The 22,897-nt window shown below is 60.5% G+C and carries 24 protein-coding genes; 7 read left to right on the forward strand and 17 right to left on the reverse strand.

What is annotated here, in order from left to right; all coding sequences use genetic code 11:
* Positions 1-256: 256 nt before the first annotated feature.
* Genes pssA through rimI form a run of 3 tightly spaced genes read left to right on the forward strand, consistent with a single transcriptional unit; the run spans position 257 to position 1,991 of the window.
* Positions 257-1,033: a CDP-diacylglycerol--serine O-phosphatidyltransferase gene (gene pssA, locus AC4HNJ_RS00005; RefSeq protein ID WP_490477489.1), complete on the forward strand. Its 777-nt coding sequence runs from the start codon at positions 257-259 to the stop codon at positions 1,031-1,033.
* A complete protein-coding gene (locus tag AC4HNJ_RS00010) occupies positions 1,030-1,518 on the forward strand; it encodes a hypothetical protein (protein ID WP_490477490.1) in 489 nt (162 codons plus the stop codon). Before pssA ends, AC4HNJ_RS00010 begins: the two co-directional genes overlap by 4 nt.
* On the forward strand, positions 1,518-1,991 hold the full coding sequence (gene rimI, locus AC4HNJ_RS00015; RefSeq protein ID WP_490478067.1) for a ribosomal protein S18-alanine N-acetyltransferase: 474 nt from the start codon (positions 1,518-1,520) through the stop codon (positions 1,989-1,991). Before AC4HNJ_RS00010 ends, rimI begins: the two co-directional genes overlap by 1 nt.
* A 57-nt stretch (positions 1,992-2,048) precedes the next feature.
* On the opposite strand, the gene AC4HNJ_RS00020 is transcribed toward rimI, so the two are convergent.
* Positions 2,049-4,985 (reverse strand): valine--tRNA ligase, encoded by a 2,937-nt coding sequence (locus tag AC4HNJ_RS00020; RefSeq protein ID WP_490477491.1) that lies wholly within the window; start codon positions 4,983-4,985, stop codon positions 2,049-2,051.
* 118 nt (positions 4,986-5,103) lie between these two features.
* Here AC4HNJ_RS00020 and tsaB point away from each other — a divergent pair, with 118 nt between their 5' ends.
* Positions 5,104-5,790 (forward strand): tRNA (adenosine(37)-N6)-threonylcarbamoyltransferase complex dimerization subunit type 1 TsaB, encoded by a 687-nt coding sequence (gene tsaB / locus AC4HNJ_RS00025; protein ID WP_490477492.1) that lies wholly within the window; start codon positions 5,104-5,106, stop codon positions 5,788-5,790.
* Between the two features lie 30 nt (positions 5,791-5,820).
* On the opposite strand, the gene AC4HNJ_RS00030 is transcribed toward tsaB, so the two are convergent.
* Positions 5,821-6,858 carry a YeiH family protein gene (locus tag AC4HNJ_RS00030; protein WP_490477493.1) on the reverse strand — a complete coding sequence of 346 codons (1,038 nt, stop codon included), beginning with the start codon at positions 6,856-6,858 and terminating at the stop codon, positions 5,821-5,823.
* An 88-nt stretch (positions 6,859-6,946) separates the two neighbouring features.
* Between AC4HNJ_RS00030 and AC4HNJ_RS00035 the strand changes: the two genes are divergently transcribed.
* Positions 6,947-7,822, forward strand: coding sequence for a LysR family transcriptional regulator (locus AC4HNJ_RS00035; protein ID WP_490477494.1), 876 nt, complete (start codon positions 6,947-6,949; stop codon positions 7,820-7,822).
* Between the two features lie 70 nt (positions 7,823-7,892).
* Here AC4HNJ_RS00035 and ptsP read toward each other — a convergent pair whose 3' ends face one another.
* The 12 genes from ptsP to AC4HNJ_RS00095 form a co-directional block, all read right to left on the reverse strand.
* Positions 7,893-9,638 carry a phosphoenolpyruvate--protein phosphotransferase gene (gene ptsP / locus AC4HNJ_RS00040; protein WP_490477495.1) on the reverse strand — a complete coding sequence of 582 codons (1,746 nt, stop codon included), beginning with the start codon at positions 9,636-9,638 and terminating at the stop codon, positions 7,893-7,895.
* Between the two features lie 124 nt (positions 9,639-9,762).
* On the reverse strand, positions 9,763-10,032 hold the full coding sequence (locus AC4HNJ_RS00045; RefSeq protein WP_490477496.1) for an HPr family phosphocarrier protein: 270 nt from the start codon (positions 10,030-10,032) through the stop codon (positions 9,763-9,765).
* Positions 10,025-10,417: a PTS sugar transporter subunit IIA gene (locus tag AC4HNJ_RS00050; RefSeq protein ID WP_490477497.1), complete on the reverse strand. Its 393-nt coding sequence runs from the start codon at positions 10,415-10,417 to the stop codon at positions 10,025-10,027. Before AC4HNJ_RS00050 ends, AC4HNJ_RS00045 begins: the two co-directional genes overlap by 8 nt.
* A 40-nt stretch (positions 10,418-10,457) precedes the next feature.
* Complete coding sequence (gene rapZ / locus AC4HNJ_RS00055) at positions 10,458-11,351, reverse strand: RNase adapter RapZ (RefSeq protein ID WP_490477498.1); 894 nt, start codon at positions 11,349-11,351, stop codon at positions 10,458-10,460.
* A 4-nt stretch (positions 11,352-11,355) separates the two neighbouring features.
* Positions 11,356-12,306, reverse strand: coding sequence for an HPr(Ser) kinase/phosphatase (gene hprK, locus AC4HNJ_RS00060; protein WP_490477499.1), 951 nt, complete (start codon positions 12,304-12,306; stop codon positions 11,356-11,358).
* 174 nt (positions 12,307-12,480) lie between these two features.
* Positions 12,481-12,804: a ribosome hibernation-promoting factor, HPF/YfiA family gene (hpf, locus tag AC4HNJ_RS00065; protein ID WP_490477500.1), complete on the reverse strand. Its 324-nt coding sequence runs from the start codon at positions 12,802-12,804 to the stop codon at positions 12,481-12,483.
* Between the two features lie 157 nt (positions 12,805-12,961).
* On the reverse strand, positions 12,962-14,443 hold the full coding sequence (locus AC4HNJ_RS00070; RefSeq protein WP_490478068.1) for an RNA polymerase factor sigma-54: 1,482 nt from the start codon (positions 14,441-14,443) through the stop codon (positions 12,962-12,964).
* Positions 14,444-14,750: 307 nt separating this feature from the next.
* Positions 14,751-15,470, reverse strand: coding sequence for an LPS export ABC transporter ATP-binding protein (gene lptB / locus AC4HNJ_RS00075; RefSeq protein WP_490477501.1), 720 nt, complete (start codon positions 15,468-15,470; stop codon positions 14,751-14,753).
* 9 nt (positions 15,471-15,479) lie between these two features.
* A complete protein-coding gene (gene lptA, locus AC4HNJ_RS00080) occupies positions 15,480-16,136 on the reverse strand; it encodes a lipopolysaccharide transport periplasmic protein LptA (protein ID WP_490477502.1) in 657 nt (218 codons plus the stop codon).
* Positions 16,069-16,731, reverse strand: a complete 663-nt coding sequence (gene lptC, locus AC4HNJ_RS00085; RefSeq protein ID WP_490477503.1) for an LPS export ABC transporter periplasmic protein LptC — start codon at positions 16,729-16,731, stop codon at positions 16,069-16,071. Before lptC ends, lptA begins: the two co-directional genes overlap by 68 nt.
* Positions 16,728-17,270 (reverse strand): KdsC family phosphatase, encoded by a 543-nt coding sequence (locus tag AC4HNJ_RS00090; protein WP_490477504.1) that lies wholly within the window; start codon positions 17,268-17,270, stop codon positions 16,728-16,730. The genes lptC and AC4HNJ_RS00090 overlap by 4 nt, the downstream gene beginning before the upstream one ends.
* 16 nt (positions 17,271-17,286) lie before the next feature.
* Entirely contained in the window at positions 17,287-18,297 is a 1,011-nt protein-coding gene (locus AC4HNJ_RS00095; RefSeq protein WP_490477505.1) for a KpsF/GutQ family sugar-phosphate isomerase, read from the reverse strand.
* Between the two features lie 169 nt (positions 18,298-18,466).
* Between AC4HNJ_RS00095 and AC4HNJ_RS00100 the strand changes: the two genes are divergently transcribed.
* Both AC4HNJ_RS00100 and murA read left to right on the forward strand, forming a co-directional pair.
* On the forward strand, positions 18,467-18,706 hold the full coding sequence (locus tag AC4HNJ_RS00100; protein ID WP_490477506.1) for a BolA family protein: 240 nt from the start codon (positions 18,467-18,469) through the stop codon (positions 18,704-18,706).
* A 46-nt stretch (positions 18,707-18,752) separates the two neighbouring features.
* Positions 18,753-20,012, forward strand: coding sequence for a UDP-N-acetylglucosamine 1-carboxyvinyltransferase (gene murA, locus AC4HNJ_RS00105; protein WP_490477507.1), 1,260 nt, complete (start codon positions 18,753-18,755; stop codon positions 20,010-20,012).
* 133 nt (positions 20,013-20,145) lie between these two features.
* Here the strand turns inward: murA and AC4HNJ_RS00110 are convergent, their stop codons facing one another.
* The 3 genes from AC4HNJ_RS00110 to purM form a co-directional block, all read right to left on the reverse strand.
* The gene (locus AC4HNJ_RS00110; protein ID WP_490477508.1) at positions 20,146-20,850 is read right to left on the reverse strand and encodes a DUF3108 domain-containing protein; all 705 of its coding nucleotides are present in this window, start codon (positions 20,848-20,850) and stop codon (positions 20,146-20,148) included.
* Between the two features lie 58 nt (positions 20,851-20,908).
* Complete coding sequence (purN, locus tag AC4HNJ_RS00115; protein ID WP_490477509.1) at positions 20,909-21,571, reverse strand: phosphoribosylglycinamide formyltransferase; 663 nt, start codon at positions 21,569-21,571, stop codon at positions 20,909-20,911.
* A gap of 148 nt (positions 21,572-21,719) precedes the next feature.
* On the reverse strand, positions 21,720-22,748 hold the full coding sequence (gene purM / locus AC4HNJ_RS00120) for a phosphoribosylformylglycinamidine cyclo-ligase (protein ID WP_490477510.1): 1,029 nt from the start codon (positions 22,746-22,748) through the stop codon (positions 21,720-21,722).
* Between the last annotated feature and the right edge of the window lie 149 nt (positions 22,749-22,897).

Raw genomic sequence — 22,897 nt, forward strand, 5'->3', positions numbered from 1 at the left:
GGCTTGACCTGGCAGCCAGCCAGGCCTGCGCCACGCACTACCACCTGACGGCTACGCAACGGCAACGCGTGCCACGCCAGTAGTGTAAACAGGCCCTAGTTAACAACCGGCGCAGCCAGGACTCAAGCGCAGGAGTGCGCCGAGTACCGATAACGTGCTTTCTGGCACGTTCCCGTTGAACCCTTCAGGCAGGTCGGCCGTCGAGGCTGTTACCGGCTCCCTGCTACACTGCACCTATCCCGTCACGGATGGATTCATGAGCGACACGACACCAGTCCGGGCGCCGAGGCATCCCGGTATTTATCTGCTGCCGAACCTGTTTACTACCGGCGCCATGTTCGCTGGTTTCTACGCCATCGTAGTCAGTATCGGCGGCCGTTTCACGGATGCTGCCATCGCCGTGTTCGTGGCGGCCCTGCTGGACGGCATGGATGGCCGCGTTGCGCGCCTGACCAACACACAGAGCGAGTTCGGCGTGCAATACGATTCGCTGTCCGATCTGCTGAGTTTCGGCCTGGCGCCGTCGCTGGTGATGTACAACTGGTCGTTGTCGAGCCTGCGTGAGTATGGGCCGTTGTGGGGCAAGATCGGCTGGGCCGCGGCGTTCATCTATGCGGTATGCGCGGCTCTGCGCCTGGCTCGCTTCAATACCCAGGTGGGTGTCATCGATAAACGCTATTTCCAGGGGCTGGCGAGCCCCGCCGCCGCGGCGGTATGCATGTCGTTCGTATGGAGCATGGACAACTTCGGTATTCCTGGTGACGAACTGAATATGTTCACCCCGGTTATGGCGGTTGTCGTCGGCTTGTTGATGGTGAGCCGCTTCCGCTATTACAGCTTCAAGTCACTGCCGATGGGTGACAAGGTGCCATTTCTGTGGATCCTGATCGGCGTGCTGATCCTGGTGCCTTTCTTCGTCGATCCGCCACGAGTGTTGCTGGTGGTGTTTTCGCTGTATCTGTTGTCGGGTCCGGTGGTAACGCTGTGGGGATTGGCGGCGCACCGCAAACGTCCACGGCGCGGCGTGCCATGAACGTACCGGTTGCCAGCGCTGCGCATCGTGCCCGTGTGTTGCGGGCGCTGGGCGTAGTGCCATGGCGTCGGCGCGAGTTGCCTGTCGCGGCAGTGGACATGCAGGTCGAAGCTCTTGTTCCAGTGTCGGAGTCCACCGGCGCTGCCATCGCTGTGGTGGTACTGCCACCAGGATGTGCGGTGCGCGAACTCGATTTGCTAGGGCGCGCACTGAACGCCTTCGGTCCGTCGCTGGCTCGGGCGCCACGCATTGAAGCCTCCGATACGGATGCCATGAAAGTTCCTCGCGCCCGGGCCTACCTGGTCTTCGGCCAGGCCCAAGCACATGCGCTCGGACGTGTGCTGCCGGCGGACGTCATGCGCGATGCACACATCGTGCTGGCGGATGCGCCATCCGAGATCCTGGCGCAGGCTGCATCAAAGCGTCGTTTGTGGCAGGCACTGCGTAGCATGCGCCGGGCACTGACGGCTGGCAGGGTGGCGTGATGGTCGCCGTGGCGCGCCCATCGCTGGAGATGCGCGCGATGCGGCGTGAAGACATGCCGCGGGTGAACATGATCGAGAATGCCTCGTACGATTTTCCATGGACGTTGGGCATCTTCGGGGATTGTCTGAAAGCCGGCCATCCTTCGTGGGTGCTGTGCATGGACGGCGAGATCATCGGTTACGGCATCCTGTCGGTAGGTGCAGGCGAGGCGCATGTGCTCAACGTCTGTATCGCGCCTGAGCAGCGCGGTCGTGGGTTTGGCCGCCATCTGATGCGCCGGTTGCTGGATATTGCGCGCTGGAACGGTGCAGTGCGCGTGTTTCTGGAAGTGCGGCCCTCCAATCCGAATGCGCAGGCTTTGTATCTTTCGCTGGGTTTTCGCGAAATCGGCCGGCGTCCGCGCTATTACCCGGCACATAATGGACGCGAGGATGCCATCGTGATGGCGCTGGAGTTCGAGGGGCTCTCATAAGCCCGGTTTCCTGCCACCTTGACCCCTCCCCGAAGAGAGAGGGAGGTGATGGCGTGCTCAGCCCAGTTTCTGCATCTGCTCGCGTAGGGCGTTGCGCTGTGTGCCCCAGTCGGTGATGCGCTGGCGTTCCTGTGCGACCACGTCGGCCGGTGCGTTCGCAACGAAGTTGGCGTTGCCGAGCTTGCTCTCGCACTTCTTGATCTCGCTTTCGATGCGTGCGATTTCCTTGGCGAGCCGCGCCTTTTCTGCAGTGAGATCGATCAGGCCTGCCAACGGAATGAGAACACGCAAGGAGCCGACCACGGCGGCTGCCGCAGCGGGTTCATCGGCGCCGGATGCAATCCATTGCGGTGCTTCCACGCGTGCAAGAAAGCTGATCTGCGTAGCGAATTTGGCAATGCGTGCGCGATCGTTGGCGTCGCCATCGGCAAACAGCAATGGAATGGTCTTGCCGGGAGCGATGTTCATTTCCGCGCGAATGCGGCGAATGCCGCTGAGCACGTTCTTGAACCATTCGATTTCCGCAGTGGCCGCTTGATCCGCTTCCAGCCTGGAGGCATCCGGCCACGAACGCTGCAGAATGCTATCAGCGCGGATGCCAAGCTTCGGCGCCACCGATTGCCAGATTTCTTCGGTGATGAATGGAATGATCGGATGCAGTGCGCGCAGCACCGTTTCCAGCACCACCAGCAAAGTATGCCGGGTCGACGCGGCGGCGCTTGCGTCATCGCCACTCAAAGCAGGCTTGGACAGTTCCAGGAACCAATCGCAGTATTCGTTCCACACGAATTCGTATAGCGCTTGCGCCAACAGATCGAAGCGATAGGTGACGAAGTGCTGGTCTACGTCGGCGAGCGTTTGCTTGAGCCGCGTGAGAATCCAGCGTTCCGCTTCGGTGACGGCTTGGCCTGCCGGTGCGGCCAATTCGCCTTCCGGCAAGTTCATCAGCACGAATCGCGCAGCATTCCACAACTTGTTGCAGAACGCTTTGTAGCCTTCCGCGCGCTTGATATCGAAATTGATCGTGCGGCTATAGCTGGCCAGCGCCGTAAAGGTAAAACGCAGCGCGTCGGTGCCAATGGCGGGGATGCCGTTGGGATAGTCCTTGCGGATGCGTTTTTCGACTTTCTCGCGGACCTGCGGAATCAGCAGGGACTTGGTGGATTTGTTCACCAGCGGCTCCAGCTCGATGCCGTCGATCAGGTCCAGCGGATCCAGCGTATTGCCCTTGGATTTGGACATCTTCTGGCCTTCCGCATCGCGCACGATGGCGTTGATGTACACCTCGCGGAACGGCACCTTGCCGGTGAAGTACAAGGTTGCCATCACCATGCGTGCAACCCAGAAGAAGATGATGTCGAAGCCAGTGACCAGCACGGCGCTGGGTAGGAAGATCTTGTCCTGTTCCCAGTGGGCGACGATCTCGCCGCGCTCGTTCTTGATCGGCCCGCTGGCAGGCCAGCCGAGGGTAGAGAACGGCCACAGCGCGGAGCTGAACCAGGTATCGAGTACGTCTTCGTCTTGCTTCAAGCTGCCCACGGGAGCGGTAGACGCATGCTTGCGTGCATCAGCTTCGTCTTCGCCGACGAAGATGTTGCCGGCTTCGTCGTACCACGCCGGAATGCGATGGCCCCACCAAAGCTGGCGACTGATGCACCAGTCCTGGATGTTGTCCAGCCATTGTGTGTAGGTGGTGGTCCAGTTTTCCGGTACGAACTTGACGGCGCCGGAGCGCACCGCATCGAGCGCGGGTTCGGTGATCGCCTTGCGACCGCCTGGGCGTCCGTCCGGTTGTGTGTCGTTGGTGAGATCGACAAACCATTGGTCGGTGAGCATCGGCTCGATCACCGCATCCGAACGCTGGCTTACCGGTACCTGCAGTTTGTGCGGTTTGGTTTCGACGAGCAGGCCGGCGGCATCGAGGTCGGCGAGTACGGCTTTGCGTGCGTCGTAGCGATCCATGCCCCAGTAGTTGTCAGGGATACGAAGGTCGTACGGCAACGCATCTTTCTCAACGGTTAAAATTGGAGATTGTGGATTCTCTTTCAGTCGACGCTGTTTCCAACTGAACTCGTCGATGATCTTTGCATCAAGGGTAAAGATTGTGATGGGTCTTAGGTTGTGCCGCTTTCCGATGGCGTAGTCGTTGAAGTCGTGCGCCGGGGTGATCTTTACGCAGCCGGTGCCGAATTCGCGATCGACGTAGTCGTCTGCGATCACGGGGATCGGGCGGCCCGTGAGCGGCAGCGTCAGCGTCTTGCCGATCAGGTGCTGATAGCGTTCGTCTTCCGGATGCACGGCGACGGCAACGTCGCCGAGCATGGTTTCCGGGCGCGTGGTGGCGACGACTAGCCCACGTTTGCCATCCGGTCCGCGCAAGGTCTGATCGGTGAATGGATACAGGATCGACCACATATGCCCGTCGCGTTCGACATTGTTCACCTCGAGATCGGATACGGCCGTACCCAGCACCGGATCCCAGTTCACCAGGCGATTGCCGCGATAGATCAAGCCAGCGCGATACCACTCCACGAACACTTTGCGCACGGCGGCGGACAGGCCTTCGTCCATGGTGAAGCGTTCGCGCGACCAGTCGGCGGCAACGCCCAGGCGGCGCATCTGGTTGGTGATGGTGGAGCCGGACTCTTCCTTCCACTGCCACACGCGTTCGACGAAGGGTTCGCGTCCCAGGTCGTGACGGCTCTTGTTTTCGACAGCGAGCTGGTTCTCCACGATTTTTTGCGTGGCAATGCCGGCGTGATCGGTGCCGACCTGCCACAGCGTATTCATGCCGCGCATGCGCTGATAACGGATCAGCAAGTCCATCACGGTTTGCTGGAACGCATGACCCATGTGCAGCGTGCCGGTGACGTTCGGCGGCGGCAACAGGATGCAATAGGGCTCGCCATGTCCGGATGGATGGAATACGCCGCTCGTCTCCCAGCGCGCATACCATTTCGACTCGATCGGACGGGGCTCGAAACTCTTTTCCATCGGGGACTCACATTGGCGCGCCGTAAGCGACACGCGTGGATAGGGCACAAAGAACGCATTGTAAGGGCAGGCCTTGGACCTGCCAAAGCGCGCGCTGTGCCTGTGCGAGAATGGCTTGATGAACTTGCTAGCCCTCGAAACCGCTACCGAAGCCTGCTCTGTTGCCCTGGTGCATGGGGAAACCATCATCGCCCGCTCGGAACTGGCACCGCGCCGTCACGCCGAGCGCGTATTGCCGATGGCGGATGAGCTGCTGGCAGAGGCCGGCATCGGCAAACATGCGCTGGATGGTATTGCCGTGGGGCGTGGTCCGGGCGCTTTCACCGGCGTACGTTTGGCCGTTTCGCTGGCGCAGGGGATGGCGATGGCGCTGGATCTGCCGGTGGTGACCATTTCCTCGTTGGCAGCGTTGGCGCTGGAAGCGCCAGAAGAGGACGCGGCGATCCTGGCCGTGATCGATGCGCGAATGGGTGAGATTTATGCGGCCAGCTACCGTCGTGACGAAGAGGGTCTTGTGGTCGCGTTAGATGAGGAGCGCGTGTGCGCCCCCTATGCACTGGTCTTGCCGCAGGTTGCGGCATGGAACGTGGTCGGCACCGGTTGGGCCACCTATCAGGAGGCGTTACGCGGCCGTCTTGGAAAGGAGCCACGTTCGGCGGATGGGGCCTGTTACCCGCAGGCGCGTCATGTGGCAACGCTGGCGGTGCGTGAATTCAAGGCCGGTCGTGCGGTGGCGCCGGAGCATGCGCTGCCGGTGTACTTGCGTGACAAAGTGGCTTTGACGCTGGCGGAGCAGGGCCGTTGAGGTTTCGTCTTGCGCGCGGAAGTGGCAGCCTCAAAGCTGCCCGATCACCCATTGCACCAGCAAGCTGCTGACAGATACCGCAGCCCATACACCCAGGCCGAGCAAAATCGGCCGCACGCCGGTGGAGGCCATCTTGCGCAGGTTGGCTGAAAGACCGATCGCGGTCAGCGCAACGATGATCATGAACTCCGCGGCCAGATGAATCGGTGGCAAAGCTACCGCCGGTACAAAACCTGTCGTGCGGATGGCGGATGCCACCAGGAACCACAGGATGAACCAGGGGAAGATCTGGCGCAGGCTGAAATCGCTGGTGATGCCGGCATGCTTGGCCGCACGCTTCTCGCGCATTGCAACGAGGATGGCCAGGACCAGGCAGATGGGAATGATCAGCGTGGCGCGCGTGAGCTTGACGATGGTGGCGTAATCGCCAGCGGCGGTGCTGTAGCTATAGCCGGCAGCAACCACGGATGACGTATCGTTGATGGCCGTGCCTGCCCACAATCCAAAGCCGAGATCGGACAGATGCAATGCGTGGCCGAGCAGCGGAAACAGCAAGACCGCGACGATGTTGAACAAGAAAATCGTCGAGATGGCAAAGGCGGTGTCGTGATCGTCCGGCTTGATGATAGGCGTTACCGCGGCAATAGCTGACCCGCCGCAGATTGCCGTACCCACGCCGATCAGCACCTGTAGCTTGTCGTGGACCTTCATCAGGCGTCCCAGCACCAGCGCGGTGACGAATGCCGTGGTCATGGTGACCAGCGTGACGGAGAGGGATTCCAGGCCGGTCTTCGCAACTTGGGTAAGGCTCAAGCCAAAGCCGAGGGCGATGATCGACCATTGCAGGATCTGTTTGCTCGCGAATTGAATGCCGGGCGTAAAGCTCTCCCGGGGCGAGAACAAATTGCGCACTGCGATGCCAATCACGATGCCGAAAACTGGGCCGCCGATCAGTGGGACAGCATGCCCAAGCCCCCATGCCAGCAGGGCGATGCATAGGGCCAGCAATAAGCCCGATGCGCGTGAGCGCAGGCTGGTTGTGGAGGGGGTGAGAGGGATGGCATTCATAGCGGCGATTCCTGGGATAGCCCTATTGTCTGCTTCGCCATCTATTAGGAAAATTTGAAATATCTAATGAGGTGTATAAGATAGACTGATGCTGAACGTCAGCCTGCGACAACTTGATGTGTTCGTCCAGATCGCCCTGTTGGGGAGCGTGCGTGCAGCTGCCGAGCGTCTGCATCTCACTCAGCCGGCTGCGAGCATGGCGTTGGCCGAGATGGAGCGGCAGCTGGACGCGCCGGTGTTCGATCGCGAACGCGGGAGGCTGCAATTGAACGCACGCGGGCGCGAGCTACTGCCTCTGGCCCAGGAGCTATTGGAGCGTCATGCCGAATTCGGACGTCGCGCGACCGGCACGACGGCGATGCTGGCGGGGGATCTTCGCGTCGGCGCGAGCAATACCGTCGGCAATTACCGGGTGGGTGAATTGTTGGGTGGTTTCGCCCGAGCCCATCCTCATGTCGCGATCCGCCTGCGAGTAGGCAATACCGGCGACATTGCCGCGGCTGTGCTCGACCACAGCCTGGATGTGGGCTGTGTAGAGGGGCCGGTCACGCACCCATTACTCGAATTGCGGCCTTGGCGGGATGACATGCTGGTGGTGTGCGCTCCGCCGGACCATCCTTTGAGTAAGAAACGAGGACTGAAACCCGAGCATTTCGCTGGTGCGCGCTGGATCTTGCGCGAGCCGGGTTCCGCCACGCGGGCCACTAGCGAACGAGCTCTCGCTCAGTTGCCAGCTGGCGAGACGGTGATGGAGCTGGATCAGATCGAAGCGATCAAACAGGCCGTCACGGCGGGTTTGGGCATTGCTTGCCTGCCGGAAGTGGCGGTGACGGATGCGGTGGCGGCGGGACGCCTCGTGGCACTCAAGACCCCCTTCCTGGATCTGGGGCGCAGGCTTTCAATCCTGCTGCATAGGGAAAAGTATCGTGGCGCGGCGCTTGAGGCGTTTCTGCATTCCGTATAGCCGGAATCGCGTTGTTTTCTGCGATGGAACGGCGTCGTAAATGTGTGTCAGGAGTGTGATGCCGGGGCGCTCAAAGCTGCTTGCAGCGGTCGGTAATAGCCGCGAGCAGGGATTCTGCTTCTTCATGCGTGTGCGCCCGGATAAGGCGGGGGGCATGATAGCGAAGCAGGGAATGATCCAGGCCAGCAAGGCGGTCACGCACATGCAAGATGCGGCTGGGATGCATGCTGAATTCGCAAAGCCCCAGGGCCAGCAGCAAGGCGGTGAAATTCACGTCGCCACCGATTTCCCCACATAGGCTGACGGGCTTGCCTGCACGGCGTCCCGCTGAAATGACATGGGATATCAGGCGTAGCAGAGCAGGCTGCAGCGGGTTATAGATATTTTCCAGCGCATCGTTGCCACGGTCGGCAGCGAGCACATACTGAGCAAGGTCGTTGGTGCCGATGGCGAGGAAGTCGGCATGTTCAAGCAGCGCCCGCACGTTGATAGCCGCAGCAGGCACTTCGATCATCGCGCCCAGGGCGAGTTTTTCCGGCAGGTCGATGTTCTCGCGCTTGAGCTCCTGGCGCGCCAGCTTGAACAGCGTGCGCACGGCGATCAGTTCGTCCGGCTGCGTGACCATCGGCACCAGTACGCGTACCGGCCCATAGCAGGCGGCGCGCAAGATGGCGCGAATCTGCGTAGTGAATACCGCCGGATGGCGCAGTGAAAGTCGAACCCCGCGTACGCCCAGCGCCGGATTTTCTTCGCCGCGAATCACCAGGCCGGCAGCATCGGCTTTGTCGGCGCCGAGATCCAGGGTGCGAATGGTGACGGGTGCGCCACCCATGCCAAGTACGACATCGCGATAAGCGTTGAACTGTTCGTCTTCCGACGGCAAGCCTTTATGGCGTAGAAACAGGAACTCGGTGCGATACAGGCCGATGCCATCGGCGCCGCGTGCGCGAGCGAGTGCTACATCGCTGGGCGATTCTGCATTGGCCAGCAGATGCACCGCAACGCCGTCACGCGTGCGTGTCGGTGCATTGGCGAGGCTGGCCAGCCGGCGTCCCTCCTGGGCCGCCTCGCGTTGCCAGGCACGGTAGCAGGCGAGATCCTGCGCCGTGGGGTGCAGAATGGCTTCGCCATGCTCCGTGTCGAGCAGGATCAAGTCGTCATCGTGGATCGTCGACAGCGCGTCGCGCGTACCGACCAGCATCGGCAGGTTGAGGCTGCGCGCCAGGATCGCACTATGGGAGTACGGGCTTCCGGAACTGGTGATGACACCGAGCAAACCATGGTCGGCAAGGTGCGCCATGTCCGCAGGAGCGATCGTATCCGCCACCAGGATTTCGCCGACGCGAGCGGCAAGCTTGCGCTCTTCAGCACTGGTTTGCCGTTGCAGGGCGGAAATGACGCGGCTGATCACCTGGTCGACATCTTCCATGCGACTGCGCAGATAGGCGTCGTCCATGGCGCTGAATACACCGGCAAGACGATCGCGCTGTTTCTTCAGTGCGGCGCCGGCACGATAGTGGCCGATGGTGATCATCTCATCGAGTCCGCGCAGCAATTCCGCGTCATCGAGCAACAGGCTGTGCGCATCGATGAATTCGTTCACCTCGCGCGCCAAGGCACCATGCAATTTGCCGCGCAGTTCGTGCAATTCCTGCCGCGCGGTTTCCAGTGCTGCATGCAGGCGTTCGAGTTCCGAGGGAATTTCTTCCTCAGTCAGCGGACGTGTATCGACCAGATAACGGCTAGGCTGGACCAGGCGGGCACGGCCGAGCGTCATGCCACGAGAAGCCATGGTGCCTGCCAGAATTTGCCTCATGCGCGCTCCTGGGCGGATTCAAGGACAACAGGGAATAAAGAACGATAGATGCAGACAGCTTGCGTGCGCCTGTCGCGCCGCAGACAGAATATTTTCCATTTCTTGTTCCTCGTTCCCTGCATCATCAGGCCCCTTCGTCGAATTTGCGATCGAACAGATTCACGACAGCATCAAGCGCCGCCGATTCGTCAGGCCCCTCGGTGCGCACAGTGAGAGATGTGCCGATGCCCGCCGCCAGCATCATGACGCCCATGATGCTTTGCGCATTCACTTCGCGTCCTTTGCTGACCAACCACACGGTTGATTTGAAGCCTTGTACGAGCTGCACCAGCTTGGCCGAAGCGCGCGCGTGCAAGCCCAGTTTGTTGGAGACCACAATCTCTTTTTCAAGCATGATCGATGAAGATTCCCCCGCGACCGCCACTGGCCGCTATTTCTGCAAGTTCATCCAGCGGCTTGTCGGCGTAATTGAGCACGCGCAACAGCATGGGCAAATTCAGTCCCGATACGCAGCGCAACCTTACGCCCACCGTACTCAGCGATAAACCGATATTGCACGGCGTCGCGCCGTACAGATCGGCCAGCACCAATACGCCGTCACCGTGATCCAGTTCGCGTGCGTGCTTGGCAGTCAATTCGCGCATGACGTCCGGATCGGCACGGGCCGGTACTTCCACGGTAGCTACCCGCAACGGCAGCTTGGGCAACACGTGACGGGCCGCCTTTACCAGCGCCTGGCCAACCGACTCGTGGGTCATCAGCATGACACCGACGCTCATGACACGGCTTCAGCTTGGTTCGTTAAAGACAACATAGGGATCACTCAAGTTCGCGATGGAAAGTCAGAACGCCTTCGCGGGTAGCGCGATAGTGCGCGGCAAGTTTCTCGACCAGGTAGACCGACCGATGCCGGCCGCCGGTGCAACCGATGGAGATGGTGACATAGCTGCGGTCATCGGCTTCGAAACGGGGAAGCCACGTGTCCAGCCAGCGTGTGGTATCGGCAACGTATTCGGCGACCTCGGGCTTTTGCTCGAGGTATTCCCGGACGGCGCCGTCCTTGCCCGAAAGCGGGCGCAGTGTCGGCTCCCAATGAGGATTGGGAAGACAACGGGCGTCGAAGACGAAATCGGAATCCAGGGGCAGGCCGCGCCGAAAAGCGAACGATTGAAACATCAGCGTAAGGCCGGCCGTGGTTTGCGCATAACCGGTGGCGATCAAACGGCGCAGCTGATGTACGTTCAGTTCGCTGGAATCGATGACCCGTTCGGCAATAGCCATCAAGGGCCGCAGCAACCTGCGCTCTTCTGCAATGGCGTCGGCGAGCGACATCCCGCGCACGGCAAGCGGATGCCTGCGACGGGTTTCCGAGAAACGCTTCATGAGGACAGCATCGCTGCAATCCAGAAAGATCAGATGCACATGCACGGTAGCGGCGAGTGCCGACAGCACCTGCGGCATGTGCTGAAAATCTTCATCGCGATTGCGCACGTCCACGCCGACGGCGATCCGTCGACGATGGCTGTCGCCGCGCGTGGCCGCTTCGACCAGTTGCGGCAGCAATGCGCTAGGGAGGTTGTCGACGCAATAGAATTCCAGGTCTTCCAAGGCACGCAATGCAACGGTTTTACCGCCGCCCGACATGCCTGTCAGTACGACCAGGTGCAAGGCGTTCGGATCGTCGGATGGAAGCATTCCTTTGGATTCATTCATGAGATCACCACGGAGGGAGCCGGCGCATCTGATGGGCCTGCCGATCCATGAAACTCTGCGCGGGATCGATGCCCTTGCTCTTGAGCATATGGCTGCGCACGGCAGCTTCCACCAGTACGGCCAAGTTGCGGCCTGGTGCGACGGGCAGTGTGATCATCGGCACCTGTACATCGAAGATTTCGCGGTGGCCCACGTCTCCGGTGAGGCGCGTGAGGGCGTCGGTATTGTCGCCGTCGCGCAATGGCTTGAGATGAATAACCAGTCGCAAGTATTTGGAGGTTTTGACCGAGGTATGGCCGAACATCTCGCGTACGTTGAGTACGCCCAGGCCACGCACTTCGAGCAGATCCTGTAATAGCTCGGGGCAAGCACCGTCGATGACATCGGGCGCGATCAGCGTGAATTCGGGAGCATCGTCGGCGACCAGCCGATGCCCGCGGCTGATGAGCTCCAGCGCCAGCTCGCTTTTACCGGAACCGGCTTCACCGGTGATCAGAACACCGATGGAGAACACCTCCAGCAGCACACCATGCAGCGTAAGACGTGGCGCCATGGTGCGCGCCAAGTGGTATTGCATCCAGGTGAGCAGCTCGTGCCCGCGCTTGGCGCTGATCCATAGTGGTGTATCGGTTTCTTCCGCCACTTCCCGTAAGTCAGCGGGAATGGTCTGATCCTTGGTAACGATGAATGCTACCGGCTGGGTGGCTGCCGCCTTGTGGATCACTTCCCATCGCTGACGGGAATCCAGACCGTCAAGGTAGCTCAGTTCTTCAGTACCGACAATTTGGATCTTGTTGGGATAAATGACGTTGAGATAACCCACGAGCGAAGGGCGTCTGGCTCGCGTCGAGCCGTATTCCAGCAGGCGCGTTTCACCACGCATGCCGGCGACCCATCGCAGCGCCATGCGCTCATGAATATCGTCGAAGAGTTGTCGTGCGGTAAGCCGTTCCAAGGATGTTCCTTTTGCCGCGGGGCTGCCTTACTGGGGGCGGCGGCAGGAACATTGTGCCAGTTTTGCGTTTCTGGCTCCCTCTCGGCTGAAGAAAGGGGGATTCGAAGGGGCATTCTGGCTTGGGCCGAGCTTGGCCCCTCTCCCGCGAAGGAGAGAGGCCATATCGAATGATGCTCAGCCGTATTGGCGAATTTCGCGCACTTCGCGCTGGTGTTTGTCACACAGTTTTTCGCGATAGCGGCGGAGCTGGTTGACGAGTTTGTCGAACATGACGTCGATGGAGGCGTACATATCGTTCTCGGTGGCCTCGGCGTGCAGCGTATTACCGGCTACGTTGATGGTTCCCTCGGCACATTGCTGAAGCTTGTCGACCGAGAGCACGACGTTAAGGCTGACAATACGGTCGTCGAGGCGAGTCAATCGATCGAGCTTGGCAGTGACGTGACTGCGAAGAGCTGGGGTGACATCGATCTTTTGACCACTGAGTTGGAATTGCATGGTGCGCCTCCTTCAAGAGCTGGCCGCCAGCGGCGGCGTTGATCGATGCGCGGATCGCCGTGAAACGATCGTTGCATCGTGAAGCTAGACCTTGTTGTTGAATATGGGATTGCTCCGTCAAGCTGCAAGTTCCCGCAGAGATTTTCGGCGTACAGATTCAGCTATTGCGCTGACGCTCGCTCGAACTGGGAATGCGCAGAATCTCTCGATATTTCGCAACAGTGCGTCGGGCTACCTGAATGCCCTTGTTGCGGAGTTCCTCGGCGAGGGCCTGATCGGACAGCGGCTTGCGGGGATCTTCGCCATCCACCAGCTTGCGAAGCATGGCCTGGATGGCGGTAGCAGAGGCGCTTCCACCGTCTTCGGTGGAAACGCCACTGGAAAAGAAATACTTCAGTTCGTAAGTGCCGCGTGGTGTGTGGATGTACTTGCGAGTGGTTACACGTGAAATCGTTGATTCGTGCATACCTACCTCCTCAGCAACTTCGCGCAGCACCAGTGGCTGCATCGCTTCCGGACCGTAATCCAGAAAAGCGCTCTGTCGCCGTACGATCGCTTCGGCGACTTTCAATAGTGTTTCGGCACGCGACTCCAAACTTTTAATGAGCCAGCGCGCCTCTTGCAATTGTCCGCGCATCCAGCTTGCATCATCACTGCGTGCTTGTGCAATCAGATTGCAGTAATGCTGGTTGAGGCTGAGCTTGGGTTGGCTATCCGGGTTCAGGAAAACGCGCCAGCGCGTGCCATCCTTGCGCGCGTAGACATCCGGTGCCACGTATTCAACGGGTGTGGTGTCGAGGGCCGCACCAGGCCGCGGATCGAGGCTGCGGATCAGTATCGCTGCACCGGTAACATCTTCTTCACTTACATGGAGGCGACGGGCGAGCTTGGCCATGTCGTTGCGCGCCAGCAGCTCCAGCTCGCTTTCCACGATGCGCAGTGCCAGGTCGCGATAAGGCGTACTCGCATCGAACTGTTCGAGCTGCGCGCGCAGGCAATCGGGCAGGTCAATGCTGCCTACGCCAGCGGGATCAAAACGCTGCAACTGCCGGCGTACTGTTTCAACCTCGTCGGGCGTGGCCTTCAGATGCGGTGACAGGGCGGCCAATACTGCCTCCACGCCTTCAGCCAAGTATCCATCAGTATTCAACGCGTCGATGAGTACGGTAGCGATGGCCTTGGCGCGCGGCTCCATGGGTGTCAGGTTGAGCTGCCACATCAGATGTTCTTGCAGCGATTCCGGTGCGGCGCTTTGCGGCTCCATGCCTTCATCGTCGCGGTGGTTTGCGCTGCTGCTACTGCCACTGCCATTGCTGGAAGAAAAATCTATCGGCTCATCGGAACTGATTTCAGCTTCGGTCCACTCGGGCGCTTCATCATTGCTGTCGCTGCCGGATGCGGAAGTGCTGCTTGCCGAAACGGATGCATCGAATTCGTTTTCGAATTCGTCATCGTTTTCAGTTTCGTCCTGTTCCGTGCCCGCATCTTCGGCAAACTCGAGCAGCGGGTTGCTCTCGGCAAGTTGACGCAACTCTGCAGCCAGCTCCAATTGCGACAACTGCAACAGACGAATGGCTTGCTGCAATTGAGGCGTGAGAGCCAGCTGTTGATTGAGACGGAATTGAAGCCCTGGTTTCATGCCTGCCAAAGGGGTCAAGATGGCTTCATCCTAACCCTTCGCTGATGCGTCGGCCATAGCTGCGAAGGGCTTCAGGGTTTGCTGCGCACAGGGATGTGAATCAGCGCAACAGTAGCCTGCCTTGGCGTAACGTTAAAAGCCTGTCCGACATCTGCGCGTAACCTGTCCGGCGCTTGCTGATGGCGCGGCTTGTTTGCCCGTGGACCCATGGTGTCATGTGGTTGCGCATGGACTTTATCCGCCTTGCGCTACTGTGGTCCGAGTGCTCCCATGTGGATGGCGGAGCTGTCGGGCAGGCTTCAGGGCATTACAGGCGGAATTCCCGGCCCAAATAGACCTCGCGCACTTTTTCGTCAGCCAGGATATGCGCCGGCGTGCCGCGCGAAAGGACTTCCCCTTCGTTCATGATATAGGCGCGGTCGCAGATGCCGAGCGTTTCACGCACATTGTGATCGGTGATCAGCACGCCGATGCCACGTTCCTTGAGGTGGCGCACGATGCGCTGGATCTCGCCGACGGAGATCGGGTCCACGCCGGCGAACGGTTCGTCCAGAAGCATGTAGCGTGGTTGTGCGGCCAGTGCGCGGGCGATTTCCACGCGACGACGTTCACCGCCGGACAAGCTGATGCCCTTCTGGCTGGCGATGTGGGAAATCTTCAGCTCGTCCAGCAGGCTTTCCAGCTCTGCATCGCGCTTGCGCTGATCCAGACCCTCACGCAATTCCAGCACCGCCATGATGTTGTCGGCGACGCTGAGCCGACGAAACACGGATGCCTCCTGCGGAAGGTAGCCGATGCCAAGCTTGGCGCGGGCATGCATGGGCAATCCGGTGATGTCTTGTTTATCGAGCTTGATGGCACCCCCATCAGCCTCGATCAGGCCGACGATCATGTAAAAGCAGGTGGTTTTCCCTGCGCCATTGGGGCCAAGTAGACCTACAACCTCGCCTTGGCGGATCGAAAATGCGAAATCGCGCACCACCTGTCGTGCGCGGAAACTCTTTTGCAGGCCTTCTGCGGAAAGCATGTGTAATGGTTATCCCTTGCTCGGCGCGCTGCTCGCGGAGGCCGGCGTGCTGGAACTGGATGAGGACGACGGCTTGGTGGCCGGTGCGGAATTACCTGCCGGCTTCGATGGCGAGGACGTCGCAGGTTGGCTGGTTGAGGCGCCGTGCTTGGGCGGCGGCAATGGCTTCTGTTTCGGCAGGAAAGTCATGGTGACGGGGCCGGCATTGCCGCTCTCCCCGACCATATAGCCGGTTTGTGTGTTGTAGGTGAGCTTGGCGCCATGCGTTTCGCCCTTGTTTTGCTGATGCACGACGGCGTGACCGGTGAGGATCGCGATCCCGTTGACGTTGTCGTAATAGAGCTGGTCGGCATCGCCCGTCATCAGATTGCCGTTGTCATCGATCTGTTCGATATGCGGCTGCTTTTTCGGCGTGCCAGTCACGATGATGTGGTCGACCGAGGTGTCTTCCTTGGCCGTATAGATTTTTGCGACTTGGCCAGTCAGCTTCATCGTGCCCTGGGTAATGAGCACATTGCCCGTAAAGGTGCTGACGGAGTTCGGCTCGTTGTAGCCGTCCATACTGTCGGCATGTACCACATGGATGGGCTGGTTGCGGTCATCCTGCCTTGCCAGCGCCGGTTGCAGGAGCAGCAGCCCCGTGACCAGCAGGCTGAGTCGTAGCATTTTTCTGGCGCGGATACAGGATGCCGTGCACGTCATGGAGCAGCTCCAAGTGGTTATCGTTGAGGTTGGCGCGCATGCCAACGCCGTTCATTACGCTCTGGCCCTGGGTCATCCTGGCCGGGTCCGCCGTCTCCATGCGGTTCTCCTTTGGCCAGCCCGTGACGTTCGAGGTGTGCAATGTTGCCATGGGACTTTGCGCATAGGCAGGACGGTACATATAGACCGCACCGTCCAGGCGCATCAGGGTGCCCGCCTTGTTGACCCATCCGAATGGCGCGTTGCCGTACCAATCCGGAACACCGGGTTTTTTCGACATGATCTGGAAAATCGGGGCATTGATGTAAAGCGACTCATCGCCCGCGCGGCGATCCATGCGTGGCGCTTTCATGGTGAAGTTCAACAGGCCGGTCACGTCGTAACTCCACACTTTCGCGTTGTAGAGCACGTAATCGGAAATGGGCGGCCCGATGAAGTCGTTGACCGGCGGTGCACCGACCACCCATCGTTGCAGCATCCAGCTTGCAGGTGCGGCGATTGCCAACAGGACAATCGCCACGCTGGTGCGGTTTTCGCGAAGGTATTGGCGAACATTCACCGCCAATGCTCCTGTTCCGCTGTCGTCTTGCCCTGTGCATGCAGGATGAGGTCGCACACTTCGCGCACTGCTCCCATGCCGCCACCCAGGCGAGTCTGCCAATGAGCCCGCTGCGCTACCCACGGATGGGCATTGGCGACGGCCACGGCAAGGCCGACTTCGCTCATGGGCGGCAAATCGGGTAGATCGTCACCAACAAAAGCAGCTTCTTCCGGTTGGAGGTTCAAGGCTTCCAGGATCTGGCGCAGGCATTCGCGCTTGTCGGCTTGGCCTTGGTAGACGTGCGTGATATCCAATTCTTCCGCGCGCAAGGCGACGGGATGGCTGATGCGTGCGCTGATGATGCCTACCTGCACGCCGTGTGCCTGCAAGCGCTTCAGGCCGAGGCCGTCATGGACGTGGAACACCTTGGTTTCATGGCCGCTTTCGCTATACCAGAGGCGGCCATCGGTGAGTGTGCCGTCCACATCGAAAACAGCAAGGCGGATGCGGGCGGCACGGGCGAGCACATCGGCGGACAGATGGGAAAAGTAATCCATGGAGAAAAAGTTTCCGTCAGACCACGCGTGCGCGCAGCAGGTCGTGAATGTTCAGGGCACCTACGACGCGTTGCGCTTCGTCGATCACCAGCAAGGCGTGAATCTGGTATTTCTCCATCAGCTGGGCCGCTTCAATGGCAAGTTTGTCTGCGCCGATGATCTTCGGGCCACGGGTCATCAGATCGCAAACCCGGGCATTGCGCAGGTCGACGCCGTCATCGTCCAGCGCGCGACGCAAGTCACCGTCGGTGAACACGCCCAGCAGATGCTGCTCGTGATCGACGACGGCAGTCATGCCCAAATGTTTGCGGGTCATTTCCATCAGTGCTTCGGTCAGGGAGGCGTCGGGGGAAACCATCGGCACTCCGGAACCGGTATGCATCACATCGCTGATGTGCAGCAGCAATCGGCGCCCCAGGCTTCCCGCCGGATGGGAACGCGCGAAGTCCTCGGAGGTAAACCCGCGTGCTTCGAGCAGGGCAATGGCCAGGGCGTCCCCCATCACAAGGGCGGCCGTCGTGCTGGCCGTAGGAGCCAAGCCCAGCGGGCACGCTTCGGCGGAAATGCCCGCGTCCAGATGCACATCGGCCTGGCCGGCAAGCGAGGAATCCGGATTGCCGGTAATGGCGATCAGCGGAATACCCTGGCGCTTGATGACTGGGAGGATAAAGAGGATTTCATCCGTCTCGCCGGAGTTCGACAGCGCCAGTACCACATCCTGCGGCAGGATCATGCCCAGGTCACCGTGGCTGGCTTCACCCGGATGAACGAAAAAGGCCGGTGTGCCCGTAGACGCCAGGGTGGCTGCAATCTTGCGTCCCACATGGCCGGACTTGCCCATGCCGGTCACGACCACGCGTCCCTTGCAGCCAAGAACCAACCGGCAGGCATCGACGAAGGCCTGGTCGATGCGCGGCTCCAGCGCCCGGATGGCTGCTGCTTCAGTGGCGATGACGGTGCGCGCGCTGCGCACGATGGCGGCGGCATCCATGCGGGTGGACTTGGCTTTGGCGATGGGGGCGTTCATGCGTCCTCGAGGCAGGTTGGGCAGGGGAGCCAACACAGGTTGTCGTTTCTGCGACAGCAGATTTCCATTAACATGGCATATTCGCATTCTATCTTGATGCCTGACGCCAATGGCTCGCCCCGCATTGCCCGGCAGCCGGCGTTCAGGCAATCGACGCAGTGGACAATTCATGGACGCAGCCAGCATCCAGGCAATGATCGAAACGGGCCTGCCCGGTGCACAGGTGAACGTGCAGGGCGACGACGGCGTGCACTTCGAGGCAGAAGTCGTAGCCGAGCAGTTCGCAGGCAAGCTGCCTCTTGCACGCCATCGTCTCGTGTACGCCACTTTGGGTGACCTGATGGGGGGCGCCATCCATGCGCTCGCGCTCAAGACCCTGACGCCGGAAGAAGCTGCTGGTCGCCGCTGATGCGCTGCAGCCCTCGCCGGCCTTTCGCTTTCTTCAAGGAATACCGATGGCCAAAATTCTGATCAGCGGCGGTGAGCCGCTACGCGGTGAAGTGGGTATTTCCGGCGCCAAGAACGCCGTGTTGCCGATTCTCGCGTCTTGTCTGCTGGCCGACGAGCCCGTGACGATCAGCAATGTGCCGCACCTGCACGATGTCACGACCACCATGGAGCTACTGGGCCAGATGGGTGTGCAGCTGGTGCTGGACGATCGCATGAAGATCCAGGTGGACCCGCGTTCTACCGACCGCTACTTCGCCCCTTATGAATTGGTGAAAACCATGCGGGCCTCGATCCTGGTGCTGGGGCCGCTGGTGGCCCGCTTCGGACAGGCCGAGGTCTCACTGCCGGGTGGCTGCCAGATCGGCTCGCGTCCGGTGGATCAGCATATACGCGGTCTGCAGGCACTGGGCGCAGACATCGAAGTCGAGAATGGCTACATCAAGGCTCGCGCCAAGCGCCTGAAAGGCGCGCACATCGTGATGGACATGGTGACCGTCACTGGCACAGAGAACGTGATGATGGCCGCCGTGCTGGCTTCCGGTACCAGCATCATCGACAACGCGGCCCAGGAGCCGGAAGTGGTGGACCTGGCCAACTGCCTCAACGCCATGGGCGCGCAGATCGAGGGGGCGGGCACTTCCACCATGGTGATCCATGGTGTCGAACGACTGCACGGCGCTTCCTATGAGGTGCTGCCCGATCGCATCGAAACTGGCACTTTCCTGGTAGGGGCGGCGATGACGGGCGGCAAGGTGCGTGCTCGCAACGCGCGCGCCAATACGCTTGATGCGGTGTTGGTAAAGCTGGAAGAAGCAGGGGCGCACATTGCCACCGGGCCGGATTGGATCGAGCTGGACATGCAGGGCCGCCGTCCGAAGGCAGTGAATATCACCACCGCACCGTATCCGGCTTTTCCCACCGACATGCAGGCGCAGTTCACGGCGCTCAATTGCGTGGCGGACGGCGTGGGCATCATCACCGAAACCGTTTTCGAAAACCGGTTCATGCACGCGCACGAATTGCAGCGACTGGGGGCGGATATCCGCCTTGAGGGCAACACGGCCATCATCCAGGGCGTCGACAAGATGAGCGGCGCACCAATCATGGCCACGGATCTACGTGCGTCCGCATGCTTGGTGCTGGCAGGCCTGGTTGCCCAGGGCGATACCACGGTCGACCGCGTGTATCACATCGATCGCGGTTACGAGAACATCGAGGAAAAGCTCAGCACACTCGGTGCGAAGATCCGCCGTCTACCGACGTAATTGCACCGGGTGTTGTTTTCCCCGACGCAACATCGTCATTCGTCTGATCGCAAGAGCAGGCAAAGGATGAATCCCCGCATTCGCGGGGATAACAAGCTTTTTTCGAGGAGTTCGGCCGGGTTGAGGGTCCAGGTTATGGTGTGCCGTAATGCACCAGTTGGAGGGTCAAATCACCGCCCTCACTTTGCGCCAGCTTGACCGGAAGAGGGAACTGCTTCGGCACGTACCACGCATCAAAGTGCTTGTCCGAATCGGTACGGGTAACACGTTCGGCCTGGAAGCTGCCTGCCGGCACTTTGACCGATTCGGTACCCTGCACCTTGTACTGTTGCTGTTCCACGCGCTGCTTGACGCCTACCGGCAGCGTTACGCTTTGATTGCCGCCACGCAGGGCCAAACCCAGCGCAAACGACATCGTGTTGCGGTCGACCATGCCCGGAACCGCAGCATAGTTGTCGACGCTCTTGCCCTCATCCACGCTGACTTGCCTGGTATTCCAGTTCACCTTCATGAGGCGTTGCTTGGTTTTCAGCGCAGTCACTTTGGATGTGTAAGTTTCGGTTTCCGGCGCATGATCATTCCAGCGGAAGCGAGTGACGTCACTGGAATTTGCGCCGAGCATGGCGGCCAGGCCGGATGTGCCGCGAATCTGGTTGCTGTATTCGTACTCACCGTTGCCGAGCGATTTCAGAGTAATCGTGGCCTCACCCATCGCTTCCCCATCGCGCGAAACCTGGTAGGTCGCGGTGAAGGGCGTGAGCGACGCAGCAAACGCGGCGGAGGTAGAAACGGCCAGCGCGAGGCCAGCAAGAAGAGGGCGGAAGAGTCGTGTATGCATAGGCGGCAGTGTACGCGTATATCCTGAACGTCTGATTGCAATCGGAGACGGCTTGCCCTCAGCGAACGAGTTGTCCGTTCTGGTATCGCAAGGGTTTGCGGAGCGGCTCGTCGTCGTAGCTCACTCCTGCATCATCCAGCTTCAGTCGGCCGGCGGCGATCAGCGCGACGACGGCCGGAAGCAGTTGATGTTCCAGCGGCAACAGTCGCGCGGCCAACGTGTTTTCGTTGTCGTCGGTGTCGATGGTCAACGTTGTCTGGGCAATAACGGGCCCCCCGTCGAGTTCGGCCGTGACGTAATGCACGCTGGCGCCATGCTCAGTGTCGCCTGCCTTCAATGCGCGCCGATGGGTATGCAGCCCGCGGTACTTGGGCAGCAACGACGGATGGATGTTGATCATCCGCCCCGCCCACGGCCGCAAGGCATCACCGTCAATGATGCGCATGAAACCTGCAAGCACCAGCAGATCCGCCTTGCTCGCGGCGAGGCGATCGAACAGGGCGAAGTCGTAATCGCGACGGTCGCGGTAATCGCGCGGATCGAGTACGGCCGTGGGTATGCCTGCAGCTTGCGCTAGCTGCAGCACGGGTGCATCGGCTTTGTCGCTGGCGACCAGCGCAAACTCGACTGGCAAGTCCCCGTGGTCGCGCGCCGCCAAAAGTGCGGCGAAATTGCTGCCGCGACCGGAAGCGAGAATGGCGATGCGAAGAGGTGCGGCCATGGCGTTTGTGCAAAGGTGTGATCAATGGCGCTGCTCAGGAACATCCTGCTGGCGCGGCGAAAGCATCTTGCGATGCTGTTATTCCGTGGCAATCCGCAACGAAACGTTTTATCCAGGCCTCGGTGCGGAAGAACGGCTGCTTCAGGCCCTAGCCGATATGCACGCGTTCATCGTCGCGTGCGGGTACCACTTCGCCGATCACCCAGCTCTTGAGATCGTGCTTGGCCAACAAGGCCGACGCGGCGTCTACCGCGTCGCGAGGCAGCAGAAGGGTAAAGCCCACTCCGCAATTGAACGTGCGCCACATCTCCTCCCGTGGCACATTGCCTTCGCGCATTAGCCAGTCGAACACTGGCGGCAAAGCCAGGGCAGATGCATCCAGGTGCAGGCCGAGGCCATCCGGCACGACGCGAATGATGTTTTCTTTCAAGCCGCCGCCGGTGATATGTGCCATGCCATGCAAGGGCAGCGTTTTGAGCAGGGCCAGCATCGGTTTTACATAGATGACCGTGGGGGCCATTAGTGCGTCGGCCAACGTCACGCCGCCGAGATCGAGGTCCAGCGGGCTGCCCGCACGCTCCACGATTTTGCGGATCAGCGAATAACCATTCGAGTGCGGGCCGGACGAAGCTACGCCGAGCACCACGTCGCCGGCCACGATATCCGCACCGCTCAGCAACGCATCCTTCTCTACCGCACCCACAGTAAAGCCGGCGAGATCGTATTCACCCGGCGGATACATATCGGGCATCTCGGCGGTTTCACCGCCGATCAGCGCGCAGCCGGCCAGTTCACATCCTTTGGCGATGCCACCGACCACGGCCACCGTGGTGTCCACATCCAATTTGCCGGTGGCGAAGTAGTCCAGGAAGAACAGCGGTTCGGCGCCTTGCACCAGCACGTCGTTGACGCACATGGCAACCAAGTCGATGCCGATGGTCTCGTGTCGTTTCAGTTGCTGCGCCAGCTTGAGCTTGGTGCCAACGCCGTCGGTACCGGAAACCAATACCGGCTCCTTGAAGCGCGTACCGAGATTGAACAACCCGCCGAAGCCACCCAGTCCACCCATCACTTCCGGGCGAAAAGTGCGCTTGACCAGCGGCTTGATACGTTCGACCACGGCATTGCCGGCATCGATATCCACGCCTGCGGCGCGGTAGGTGAGGGCGTCGGACATGGCCAACCTGGCTCTTCGAAGATAAGGAAAGGGGTGGGCTGACCGCTCTCCATGCAAGCGTCCTCAACGCCATTTTGCGCGTCATGTTTCGGTCGCCGCAGGCTAGCCAGCCGTTGCGGCGCCCAAGTGATCTACGCGCAAATCATGCA

The organism is Dyella sp. SYSU CM1112 (assembly GCF_058216415.1).